Origin of the sequence: Pedobacter sp. 22226 (assembly GCF_052045455.1) — a bacterium.
Taxonomy (GTDB): domain Bacteria; phylum Bacteroidota; class Bacteroidia; order Sphingobacteriales; family Sphingobacteriaceae; genus Pedobacter; species Pedobacter jeongneungensis.
The window spans coordinates 107,453-119,597 of sequence record NZ_JBQEPB010000005.1; the positions used below are offsets into that span (position 1 = coordinate 107,453).

Annotated in this window: 12 protein-coding genes; 10 read left to right on the forward strand and 2 right to left on the reverse strand. The window is 38.5% G+C overall.

From position 1 onward, the window contains the following. Nucleotides 1-57: 57 nt before the first annotated feature. From map to ACTJKC_RS12690, 9 genes are all read left to right on the forward strand, one after another. Nucleotides 58-843 (forward strand): type I methionyl aminopeptidase, encoded by a 786-nt coding sequence (map, locus tag ACTJKC_RS12650; RefSeq protein ID WP_440792365.1) that lies wholly within the window; start codon nucleotides 58-60, stop codon nucleotides 841-843. 71 nt (nucleotides 844-914) lie between these two features. Then, complete coding sequence (infA, locus tag ACTJKC_RS12655; RefSeq protein WP_010599888.1) at nucleotides 915-1,133, forward strand: translation initiation factor IF-1; 219 nt, start codon at nucleotides 915-917, stop codon at nucleotides 1,131-1,133. A 1-nt stretch (nucleotide 1,134) separates the two neighbouring features. Continuing rightward, nucleotides 1,135-1,251, forward strand: a complete 117-nt coding sequence (gene rpmJ / locus ACTJKC_RS12660) for a 50S ribosomal protein L36 (RefSeq protein ID WP_010599887.1) — start codon at nucleotides 1,135-1,137, stop codon at nucleotides 1,249-1,251. 69 nt (nucleotides 1,252-1,320) lie between these two features. Then, entirely contained in the window at nucleotides 1,321-1,698 is a 378-nt protein-coding gene (rpsM, locus tag ACTJKC_RS12665) for a 30S ribosomal protein S13 (protein ID WP_010599886.1), read from the forward strand. Between the two features lie 152 nt (nucleotides 1,699-1,850). Further along, nucleotides 1,851-2,240 (forward strand): 30S ribosomal protein S11, encoded by a 390-nt coding sequence (gene rpsK, locus ACTJKC_RS12670; RefSeq protein WP_010599885.1) that lies wholly within the window; start codon nucleotides 1,851-1,853, stop codon nucleotides 2,238-2,240. A gap of 62 nt (nucleotides 2,241-2,302) precedes the next feature. Then, nucleotides 2,303-2,911 carry a 30S ribosomal protein S4 gene (gene rpsD / locus ACTJKC_RS12675; protein WP_025145206.1) on the forward strand — a complete coding sequence of 203 codons (609 nt, stop codon included), beginning with the start codon at nucleotides 2,303-2,305 and terminating at the stop codon, nucleotides 2,909-2,911. An 85-nt stretch (nucleotides 2,912-2,996) separates the two neighbouring features. Next, nucleotides 2,997-3,989 (forward strand): DNA-directed RNA polymerase subunit alpha, encoded by a 993-nt coding sequence (locus tag ACTJKC_RS12680; protein WP_025145205.1) that lies wholly within the window; start codon nucleotides 2,997-2,999, stop codon nucleotides 3,987-3,989. A gap of 134 nt (nucleotides 3,990-4,123) precedes the next feature. Continuing rightward, nucleotides 4,124-4,648 carry a 50S ribosomal protein L17 gene (gene rplQ / locus ACTJKC_RS12685; RefSeq protein ID WP_187591693.1) on the forward strand — a complete coding sequence of 175 codons (525 nt, stop codon included), beginning with the start codon at nucleotides 4,124-4,126 and terminating at the stop codon, nucleotides 4,646-4,648. 327 nt (nucleotides 4,649-4,975) lie between these two features. Continuing rightward, entirely contained in the window at nucleotides 4,976-7,945 is a 2,970-nt protein-coding gene (locus ACTJKC_RS12690) for a glycoside hydrolase domain-containing protein (protein WP_440792370.1), read from the forward strand. Nucleotides 7,946-8,146: 201 nt separating this feature from the next. Here the strand turns inward: ACTJKC_RS12690 and ACTJKC_RS12695 are convergent, their stop codons facing one another. Together ACTJKC_RS12695 and ACTJKC_RS12700 are read right to left on the reverse strand one after the other, a co-directional pair. Beyond that, the gene (locus tag ACTJKC_RS12695) at nucleotides 8,147-8,779 is read right to left on the reverse strand and encodes a gluconate 2-dehydrogenase subunit 3 family protein (RefSeq protein WP_440792372.1); all 633 of its coding nucleotides are present in this window, start codon (nucleotides 8,777-8,779) and stop codon (nucleotides 8,147-8,149) included. A 12-nt stretch (nucleotides 8,780-8,791) separates the two neighbouring features. Next, nucleotides 8,792-10,528 (reverse strand): GMC family oxidoreductase, encoded by a 1,737-nt coding sequence (locus tag ACTJKC_RS12700; RefSeq protein ID WP_344852741.1) that lies wholly within the window; start codon nucleotides 10,526-10,528, stop codon nucleotides 8,792-8,794. A 286-nt stretch (nucleotides 10,529-10,814) separates the two neighbouring features. Here ACTJKC_RS12700 and ACTJKC_RS12705 point away from each other — a divergent pair, with 286 nt between their 5' ends. Further along, nucleotides 10,815-12,023: a class I SAM-dependent methyltransferase gene (locus ACTJKC_RS12705; RefSeq protein WP_440792374.1), complete on the forward strand. Its 1,209-nt coding sequence runs from the start codon at nucleotides 10,815-10,817 to the stop codon at nucleotides 12,021-12,023. Nucleotides 12,024-12,145 lie beyond the last annotated feature (122 nt).

Below are 12,145 nucleotides of genomic sequence, written 5' to 3' on the forward strand. Positions count from 1 at the left end.
AAAGCTGATTTATGCATTTTACTCACTCAAAATTCATTCATTCAAAACTTTAACTGAATGTCTAAAATCTATTACAAATCTCTTGAGGAGATCGAGTTGATAAGAGAAAGTTCCATGCTTGTTTCGAAAACTTTGGCTGAAGTGGCTAAAGTGATAAAGGCAGGCATGACTACTATCCAATTAGATAAACTGGCATACGAGTTTATAAGTGACAACGGAGCAATCCCTGCGTTTTTAAATTATAACGGTTTCCCTTATTCTTTGTGTATTTCACCCAATGAACAGGTTGTTCATGGTTTTCCAGGTGAGTATGTGATTCAAGAAGGAGATCTGATTTCAGTTGATTGTGGCGTAATCAAAAACAACTATTTTGGCGATTCGGCTTATACTTTCTCGATCGGGGAAATTGATGCCGAAAAACAGAAACTGGTTGAGGTTACCAAACGTTGCCTGGAATTGGGAATAGAGAAAGCAGTTGCCGGTATGCGTATCGGTGATGTTGGCTTTGCTGTTCAAAACCATGCAGAAACTAATGGATTTGGCGTAGTAAGAGAACTTGTAGGACATGGTGTTGGCGTAAAGCTTCATGAGAAACCAGAAGTTCCGAATTATGGAAAGCGTGGTGCGGGACCAAAACTTGAAGAAGGAATGGTAATTGCGATAGAACCCATGATCAATGCAGGCGTTGCCGGTGTTAAATTCCATAAGGATGGGTGGACAGTAACGAGTAAAGACAATAAGCCATCGGCACATTTTGAACACACAGTAGCCGTAAAAAAGGGCAAAGCAGAGGTTTTATCAACGTTTTCTATAATAGAAGAAGTTTTACAACAAAAAAAATAAATAATTAAAATTTTTTATTTAATTTTGCAACCCTGTTTAGAAGCAGCTAATTAAGTAACAATCAATAAAATATGGCTAAACAAGCCTCAATTGAACAAGACGGAGTAATAAGAGAAGCATTATCTAATGCGATGTTCAGAGTAGAACTCGAGAACGGGCATGAGATTATTGCGCACATTTCAGGTAAGATGAGGATGCACTACATCAAAATTCTTCCTGGGGATAAAGTTAAATTGGAAATGTCTCCTTATGATTTAACAAAAGGACGCATTACTTATAGATACAAATAAAATGAAAGTTAGATCATCAATTAAAAAACGTAGCGCTGATTGTAAGATTATTCGCCGTAAAGGTAAACTTTACGTAATTAACAAGAAAAATCCTAAATACAAGCAACGTCAGGGGTAATTAAGAATATTGTAATCAACCGCACAACGGTGGCCCGCCGTTCGGAATTACGTAAAAACATAAATAAATATGGCAAGGATTTCAGGTATTGATTTACCAAGAAACAAAAGAGGAGAGATCGGTTTAACCTACATCTACGGAATTGGCAGAACAACTGCGCAACGTATTTTAACTACTGCAGGTATCGATTTGAACAAAAAAGTACAAGACTGGTCTGATGATGAGTTATCAGCAATCCGTACAATGATCAACGATGAGATTAAAGTAGAAGGTGCTTTACGCTCTGAAGTTCAGTTAAACATCAAACGTTTAATGGATATCGGTTGTTACCGCGGTTTACGTCACAGAAAAGGTTTACCTTCTCGTGGTCAGCGTACTAAAAACAACTCACGTACTCGTAAGGGTAAGAGAAAAACAGTTGCTAACAAGAAAAAAGCTACTAAGTAATAGATAGATAGGAGAGGTGAGATTTTAGATATGAGAACCATGTCTTTAAAATCTGCTCAGATCTGGAACAAAAGATAAAAAGTAGGATACTGAGTATCGGGGTAGAGAAATTCTCATATCTCAAGTCTCATATCTAAAATCTAAAAGATAAAATGGCTAAGAGTAAAAAAGTAACAAAAAAACGTATCGTTGTAATTGAGCCTGTTGGTCAGGCGCATATCAATGCTACTTTCAACAACATCATCGTTACCTTAACAAATAACAACGGACAGACTATTTCATGGTCATCTGCTGGTAAAATGGGCTTTAAAGGTTCTAAAAAGAACACTCCGTATGCAGCCGGTCAGGCAGCTTCAGATTGCGGTAAAGTTGCGTTTGATTTAGGTTTACGTAAAGTTGAAGTATTTGTAAAAGGTCCGGGTTCAGGTCGTGAATCTGCAATCAGAACTTTGCAAGTAGCAGGTATCGAAGTAACATCTATCAAAGATATTACTCCACTTCCTCACAACGGATGTCGTCCTCCTAAAAAGAGAAGAGTTTAATTAATTTTAAAGCTAAGAATCTCCAGTTACAGGCTGGATGATACTTTAAAAACAGAAAAAAAATGGCAAGATATACAGGCCCAAAATCAAAAATCGCCCGTAAATTCAGAGAACCAATCTTCGGTCCTGATAAGGTGTTAGACAGAAAAAATTATCCTCCTGGGCAACATGGCTCATCAAAAAGAAGAGGAAAACAATCTGAATATGCTATCCAGTTAATGGAGAAACAAAAAGTAAAATACACTTATGGTGTATTAGAAAAACAGTTCAGTAACTTGTTTAAAAAAGCATCTTCACGTGCAGGTATCACTGGTGATAACTTACTTCAATTATTAGAAGCACGTTTAGATAACACAGTTTACCGTTTAGGTATTGCAACAACCCGTTCTGGTGCACGCCAGTTAGTTAGCCATAAACACGTAACCGTGAATGGTGAAGTTGTAAATATCCCTTCATATCAGTTAAAAGCTGGTGATGTGGTTGCTGTTCGTGAAAAATCTAAATCTTTAGAATCAATTAGTAACTCAGTTGCAGGCAGAACAATTAACAAGTTCGCATGGTTAGAGTGGAATGCTGGTGAATTAACCGGTAAATTCTTAACTTACCCTCAACGTGATGAGATTCCTGAAAACATCAAGGAAAACTTAATCATCGAGTTATACTCAAAGTAATAAATAAGACAGTTAATTACCTCAAAAGGGTAATTAACTTTTTTCTTGTTACTATATATTCAATAACGAATTTAAAAAAATATAAATGGCAATTTTAGCATTTCAGAAACCAGACAAAGTGATCATGCAGAAATCAACTGATTTCGATGGCACATTTGAATTTCGTCCTTTAGAGCCCGGTTTCGGTGTAACAATTGGTAATGCCTTAAGAAGAATATTACTTTCTTCATTAGAAGGTTATGCTATTACTACTATTCGTTTTTCAGGCGTTTCTCACGAGTTTTCTACCATGAAAGGTGTTGTAGAAGATTTAACTGATATCATCTTAAACTTAAAACAAGTTCGTTTTAAGAAAACTGGTGATTCAGGTGATTCTGAAAAAGTTTTCATCATCGTTAATGGTCAGGACCAGTTTAAAGCTGGTGATATCACTAAATTCTCTAACAACTTTACAGTTTTAAACCCTGAGCATGTAATTTGCAACATGGATAAATCTGTTACTTTGGAAGTGGAATTAACCATCAATAAAGGACGTGGTTATGTACCTGCTGAAGAAAATAAAGTTGCTGATGCTGTTGTAGGTGTAATCGCAATCGATTCGATTTATACTCCAATGAAAAATGTAAAATACACGATCGAAAACTTTCGTGTTGAGCAAAAAACGGATTATGAAAAATTGGTTTTAGATATCTCTACTGACGGTTCAATTCATCCTGAAGAAGCATTAAAAGAAGCGGCTAAGATCCTTATCCAACACTTTATGTTATTCTCGGATGAGAATTTAGTATTAGAATCTCAGGCTAAAGAAGAAACTAAAGAAGTTGATGAGGAAATTTTACACATGCGTAAAATCCTTAAAACTGAATTAGTGGATATGGACCTTTCAGTTAGGGCATTAAACTGCTTAAAAGCTGCTGATATCCGTACTTTGGCTGATTTAGTTTCTTACGATGTTGCTGATATGTTAAAATTCAGAAACTTCGGTAAAAAATCTTTAACAGAGATCCAGGAATTAGTAAAATCAAAAGGTTTATCATTTGGTATGAACCTGTCTAAATTTAAATTAGACGAAGAGTAAGATTAGTCATGAGTCTTTAGTTTGGAGTCGTGAGTCTTCCTTTCTAAAACCTCAACTAAAATAAATAATTTTTCACAGTGCATAATTCCCTCAGCTTAATTGCAAAGAGACGGTATGCACTCAATTAAAAAACAATGAGACACGGTAAAAAAGTAAACCACTTAGGTAGAACCGCAAGCCACAGAAAGGCGATGTTAGCTAACATGGCTTCATCACTTATTTTGCACAAAAGAATTACAACAACTTTAGCTAAAGCTAAAGCTTTACGTACTTATGTTGAGCCTATTATCACTAAATCAAAAAATGATACTACTCACTCACGTCGTACTGTATTTGCTTACTTACAAGATAAAGAAGTAGTAACAATCTTATTCCGCGAAATTGCTGAGAAAGTTGCAAACCGTCCAGGTGGTTACACTCGTATCATTAAATTAAACAATCGTCAGGGTGATAACGCTGAGATGGCTTTAATTGAATTGGTAGATTACAATACAGTTTACGGTAAAGATGTAGAAGTTAAAGAAGAGAAGAAAACAACTCGTCGTGGTAGAAGTAAAGCTGCTGCTGCACCTAAAGCTGCTGAAGCAAAAGCTGAAGTTGCCGAAGAAGTTGCTCCTGCTGAAGAAGCTCCTGCTACTGAAGAACCAAAAGGAGAATAATTTTATTCACCTTAAGCAATAGAAAGTCTTGTTCGAAAGAGCAGGACTTTTTTTATTTTCTGTCATTCTGAACGCAGTGAAGAATCTCTAAGCAATAGAACACTGAATCCATAGGTAAACCGTAGCTACAACAATTTGTGGGCACTCAAATTTCTGCATCAATAGGTCAGGGATTTTTCGCTGCGCTCAGAATGACAATACCTTAAAACAATAAACTATTGACTAATGAACTATTAAACCAAACCAAGGCAAACGTTTGTCTCATTTTTTCATTACATAGCTTTAATTCAATCTGCTATACATAAATTAGCCTAAAACAAATTGATAATGAAATTTAGGCTTTTTCTATTGCTCTGTCTGTTGGGGCAACTATCCCTTCATGCACAAATACTAAAATATACCAATGGCAACAACGCCTGGAATCCTGATTCGTTGGGTAACCACAGGGTTGTGCTCCAGTTTGCAGGTAGCGGCAAAATTGCCCATGCAAAAATTGATTGGCGCAGAAGAGATGAACATCCTGAATTAAAGGGAATCATTGTTCAGGATGCCAGCGGTAAAACCATTTCGGTTGTTGGAACAGATAAACTAACCAGAGAAAGTGCTGATGTTTATTTCGAAACCGCTGGCCCAGGCAAGTATTACGTGTACTATCTGGCTTATAAAAACGAAGGCAGGAGCAATTATCCAAAAGGTGTGTATATCAAACCTAAACAAGCAGATCAGGCCTGGTTAGCTACTGCAAAGCAGGTTAAGGTTAACGCTTCAGTGGTAGAGATTCAGTCTATCGATGCTTTCAATTCCTTTTATCCGATGGAAATCATCGCCACAGCTAAAGAAACCGCTTTAATTAAGGCAAAATATTCTTCAGAAGCATTTATCGTATTTCCTGAGGATAGAATGTTTCCGGTCAAAATGCAAAACGATCTGCCTTATCGTTGGGTACAGAAAGGTGCAAGCAATTCATTTAACGGAACAGCAAGCAAAGGCGAAAATTATGCCTTTCAACTTGGCGTGTATGCATTAAAGAATTTAAAAAATGTTGAGGTGAGCTTTGGTGATTTGAAAACGACAACAGGAAAAGTAATTTCTTCAAAATACATCAATTGCTTAAATACCCATGGAACCAGTTACGATAACAAACCTTTGGTGGAGACCGTAAATGTAACAGCAGGTAAAATACAACCATTGTGGATTACTGTAAATGTTCCTAAGGCTACATCTGCAGGTATTTACGCAGGTAAATTTACGTTTAAAGCAAACGGAAAGGCTAAAGTGATTGATGCTAAAATTACCGTTACCAACGAAGTTTTAGCCGATGCAGGGGTTGGAACACCAAACAAACAGACCCGTTTAACCTGGTTAAATTCTACTTTGGCACAGGCAAATACTGTGGTAGCTCCTTATACACCACTAACGGTTGAAGGAAATGTAATCTCTCTTTTGGGTAGAAAGTTCGAGATTAATACTGATGGTTTCCCTAAACAAATCCAAACGTTTTTTAATGCAGAGATGACCGGTTACAGTGAAAAACCAAATAATATTCTGGCAGAACCGATCCACTTTCATTTTTACAATACCCCAAAAACACAGGAAAAATTTGTTCCCAACAATTTCCAGATCACCCGTAAAGAAGCAGGAACGGTAAAATGGTCGGCGACAAATACTTCTGAAAACCTGAAAATGGATCTTGAAGGAGCTTTAGAGTTTGATGGTTATGTGCATTATGTAGTTAAGGTTACAGCGTTAAAAGATGTGGAATTCAGTAATGTTGATTTTCATATTCCTTTTGATAAAGGCTCTACTAAATATTTAATGGGATTGGGCGAAAAAGGTGGCGTTAGACCTGATACCGTAAAATGGAAGTGGGATGTTGCCAATAAAAATCAGGATGCGGTATGGATCGGAAACGTGAATGCGGGTCTGTATTACAATTTGAGAGATGAGAACTATGTTCGTCCGCTCAATACCAATTTTTATCTTCAGAAACCATTATTATTGCCAAAATCGTGGGGTAATGTTAATAAAGGTGGTATCCAGATTAATGTAAAAGGCAGTTCTATGCTGGCCGATAATTTTACAGGTGCCAGAAGCATGAAAAAGGGCGATGCGCTTTATTATAATTTCAATTTATTGATTACGCCTTTTCACTTAATCAATACCGATTTTCAATGGGATAACCGCTTTTATCATAAATATGGCGATTTGGATTCGATTAAATCTACCGGTGCAACAGTAGTGAACATTCACCATGCCACACCGATTAATCCATGGATCAATTATCCTTTCATTGAATGGAAAAAGATGAAGAACTATATCGATAATGCCCATTCGAAAGGATTAAAAGTAAAAATTTACAATACCGTTCGTGAGTTATCTAACCATGCTTATGAGTGGCCAGCTTTAAGGAGTTTAGGTACCGAAGTATATTCGCCCGGCAAAGGCGGCGGTTTTAGCTGGTTACAGGAGCATTTAGATTCCAATTATATTGCTGCCTGGTTTGTACCCGAAATTAAAGATGCAGCTGTGATTAACAGCGGAATGAACCGCTGGCATAATTATTATGTAGAAGGCATGAACTGGCTGGTAAATAACGTTGGGATAGATGGGGTGTATCTAGATGACGTAGCCTTCGATCGCGTAACCATGAAACGTATTAAACGTGTACTGACACAGAATAATCATCCGGGCATTATCGATCTGCACTCCGCAAACCAATACAATAAGAGTGATGGTTTTAACAACAGCGCCATTTTATATCTCGAACATTTTCCTTACCTCAACCGCTTGTGGTTTGGCGAATATTTCGATTACCAAAAAAATAATCCCGATTTCTTTTTAACAGAAGTAAGCGGCATTCCCTTTGGTTTAATGGGTGAGATGTTACAGGATGATGGCAACCCATGGCGTGGTATGATTTATGGCATGACGAGTCGTTTAGGCTGGTCGGAGAAAAGCGACCCGAAACCATTGTGGAAAGCATGGGATAATTTCGGCATCAAAGGATCCGAAATGATCGGTTACTGGAGCGAAAACTGTCCGGTTAAAACGGATAATCCGAAAGTGTTGGCTACAGTTTACAAAAAACAGGGAAAAACAATGATTGCTTTGGCGAGTTGGGCAGAAGGGGATACTAAGGTTAATTTAACCCTTGATTGGGCTAAATTGGATATAGAGGCATCGAAAGTTAAAATTACTGCTCCAGCAATTGAGAAATTCCAGGCTGCAGGAAGTTATCCTGAGGGAAAATCTGTTCCTGTAGAAAAAGGAAAAGGTTTGATATTGATAGTGGAATAGTTTATATAAGTTTTCGTCATTGCGAGGCACGAAGCAATCTTAATGCGCTAAAAGGTAGCGATAGTTGTAGGATTGCTTCGTGCCTGGCAATGACGATTTTTTGCATTATACCTTCACATTTTCCATGCGCCGTGGTTTGTGTCCCCACGAACTACATCAATAAATAAAAAAGGTCAAGTTTTTTAAACTTGACCTTTATAACTATATCTTCACATTTTCCATACCGTACTGTTTCAGTACATCAGCAGGAACGCCTGCCCATTGGTTTGGGGCATTACCTACATAACCAATGTCTTTAACCCCGATTTCTGTGGTGTAAAAACCCGACGCCGTTAAATTTCTCATTCTATTGAAAAAAGTTACTCCTGCCTGCATTTCCGGCCGGGCTTTTTTAGGATAGGCAATTTCATCTACGATCGAAATCTGCTGGTCGGCAGAAGCTTCAACAAATGGTTTCTGGAATTTATTAAAGCTGTACACATCCAGCCATTTCAGGCCGCCACGCATGGGTACTTTATGTTCGGGAATATCTTTCACAATAAACTCGATAAACTCAGGCACTTTAGCATCAGATGCACTGCCCGAAACCTCATCTTTAGGGATAATGATATCGGCCAAAATCGTTATAGTTGCCATTTCATGTTTGGTGAAAAAAGTTTCCGATTTCAGGCTTTTGTCGCGGTCTATTTCCCATTGTTCCCTACCAGCCTCTTTCGCGGTTTCTTCCGGTGCAGCGGCTTCTGTTTTTTTTTCAGGTTGTTTACAGGCATCCAAAAGTACAGTTGTACTAATGGCTGTTAAACCTAATGCTTTTATGGAATCACGTCTGTTCATAGTTGGTAATTCTTAAATGTTTTGTTTTTTCTTTTGAGCTAAAATATATTCGGCGGTACGCATAGAAAGGGCTAAAATTGTCCAGGTGGCATTTTTATCTCCCTGTTGAACAAATGGACCTGCATCAACTACGAAAAGGTTTTTACAGTCATGTGCCTGGCAATATTTATTCAGTGCCGATTTTTTAGGATCATCGCCCATGCGGATGGTTCCTACCTCGTGAATGATTTTGCCCGGGTTTAGTAAACCGTAATTGGTATCGGCGCCCTGAATTTCTGAAGTAACCACGGCGCCCATTTCTTTCATAATTGAAAGAAAGGTTTCCTGCATGTGTTTCGCCTGTAGAATTTCATCCTTATCCCACTTATAATTAAATCTTAAAACCGGAATACCATATTTATCTACCGTGTTCGGGTCGATTTCACAATAGTTGCTTTCTCTGGCAATTGCGGTACCTCTGCCAGCCATTCCAACTCCGGTTCCGTAGAAACGGCGGTAATCATCTTTTAACGATTTTCCGTAACCTCCCGCTTCTTTCATTTTGCCATCCCGGCCAGGTACCATCCCGTTCATTTCAGCTACTCCACCACCAAAACCATAAGCCGGCATGCCCATTCCGCCCCAATATTCGATGTGGTAACCACGTGGAAAGTTGAGTTTACGGTTATCTAACCACCAGGGTGAATAAATGTGCACACTACCAACGCCATCTTCATTATAGCGTTTTCTATCCATTAATTGTGGAAGAAAGCCCGAAACACTTGCCCCGGTAGAGTCGTGTAAATATTTTCCAACCACACCGCTGCTATTGGCCAGGCCGTTTGGATGCGATGCAGATTTTGAATTAAGTAATATACGGGCAGATTCGCAGGCACTGGCACCTAAAATAACCAGTTTACCATTTACCTGGTATTCTTGAAGATCTTTACGGTTTACATAAGAAACGCCTTTTGCTGAGCCATCTTTATCGGTAATTACTTCGCGCACCATGGCATCGGTAATTACAGTAAGATTTCCGGTTTTTACCGCGGGGTTTACCAGGCATGAGGAAGCTGAAAAATCGCCATACACTTTACAACTTCTTCCGCACTGGCCGCAATAGAAACAAGGTGCACGGTCGTTATTATTTGGCAAAGCTTCGGTAAGAACAGATCCACGGCCGGTAATTACTTTTACGCCCGCTTTTTCTGCACCTTTTTTAATGAAAAGTTCGTTTAACCTTGGTTTTGGCGGTTTCATGAAAATGCCATCCGGCTCGCTTTCAATCCCTTCAGCCGTTCCATAAATGCCGATCATGCGGTCTACTTTATCGTAAAAGGGTTTTACATCCGCGTAAGTAATAGGCCAGGCATCGGTTAAACCATCTTTGGGTTTAAAATCATCCGGACCCATGCGCAAAGAAATCCTGCCCCAGTGATTGGTACGACCGCCAAGCATGCGCGAACGGAACCATTCGAATTCGCTTTTGTTTTTCTGGGTGTAAGGCTCTCCTTCTAATTCCCAGCCACCGTAAGAAGCATCAAAATCTCCAAACGGACGAACGGTACCTGCGCCACGGCGGGGAGATTCCCAGGGCCATTTTAATTGATGTGAATCTAATCGCGGATCGAAATTTTGACCGGCCTCGAGCAATAAAACCTTTTGTCCTGCATGTGCCAGAACGTAGGCTGCCATTCCGCCACCTGCACCTGAACCAACAATAATGGCATCATATACGGTAGGCGATTTTTTTATCTGAAAGTCACTCATGTGTTTTGGTTAGCTATTTAAATACCCTAATCTAAAGTTTAATTTTTTGAAAAAAAAACGTTTGTCTATTTTGTAATCAATATAGATAATAATATCACTACGCATTTCTAAATCGTATTACGTGATTCATTTATTTAATGCTTTGATAATGGTTTTCTAGCAGAAATTTATTCCATTTTCCCTTTTACATCTTCATCATTCGCTGTATAGTCGCTCTATTGTTACATTATTCCACACATGTTCAGCTCCGGATAAACTTGATTATCTTTGCAGTTCAAAATTATCAATGGGCGTGTCAGAATATATTAAACAGTTTACTAAAGCTTTAAAAGAAAGTGTGGATGCCGCAACTTTCGTGAAAATTTCTTTAGGTAATTATAAAGGTGCAGAGGGAGCATTAAAGCAAATACTTATCCGTAAAGTGGTGATTAAACGGGATGATAAGCTGGCTTTTACCTATCGCTATAAAACCCGCGACGTGGTAAAGAACTATGCCATTAATGAAGCTGTAGATTTGATTGCTGATTACCTGGAAAAAGGATTTAAAATCGGCACTCTGTTTACCACAGAAAAAGACCTGATTTTAGAAGAACTGAATAATGGTAAAGTGGTTTTGAGGGAAACCACAGCATCGGCTAAAGAAGTCCCGTCTGCCGGCCACGATAAAGAAAAAACCAGATTAATTAAGCCTGATTCGAAATCGTACCTAACCGAGTTAAAAATCACAGACGCGGAAGGGAAAGTTTTTAAAAATGCACAGGATAAATTTCGCCAGATTAACCATTACATCGAAATTTTAAGTTCTTTAATTAAAGAATTACCAGCAGGAACGATAAAAAAGGTTGCAGATATGGGTTCGGGGAAAGGTTATTTAACTTTTGCACTGTACGATTACCTGCATTCGGTTTTAAAGCTGGAAAGCGAAGTGGTGGGAGTCGAATACCGCCAGGATATGGTTGATCTTTGTAACCAGGTTGCAGAAAAATCTTCTTTTGCCCAACTCAATTTCTTACAGGGTACGATTGAAGATTATAATGCTGATGATGTAAACCTGCTAATTGCCCTTCACGCTTGCGATACGGCAACTGATGATGCTATTTTTAAAGGAATTAAAGCCAATGCCGAACTGATTGTGGTTGCACCTTGTTGTCACAAGCAAATCCGCAGGGAAATTGAGCAAAACAAAGTAAAAAATGATGTTTCGTTTTTAACCAAATATGGCATCTTTTTAGAACGCCAGGCCGAAATGGTTACCGATGGTATCCGTGCTTTAATTTTAGAATATTTCGGCTATAAAACAAAAGTATTTGAATTTATTTCTGATGCGCATACGCCTAAGAATGTGCTTGTGGTGGGGGTGAAAAAAAGTCCGAAGTCTTTAGTCGGAAGTCCGAAGAACGAAGAGCAAAAGAGAATTTTAGAGAAAATAAAAGCAAGCAAGGAATATTTCGGAATTGGTTACCATCATTTGGAAAGATTGCTGGAGTTGTCTTGATTAGATGCCCGCGAAGGGTCGTTATTTCGACCGCAGTGGAGAAATCTTTGAGTTTGTTAATCCATAGATTTCTCTCCCGAATTTTCGGGAATGCGCTTTAGTCAAAATGACGATTACTCTTT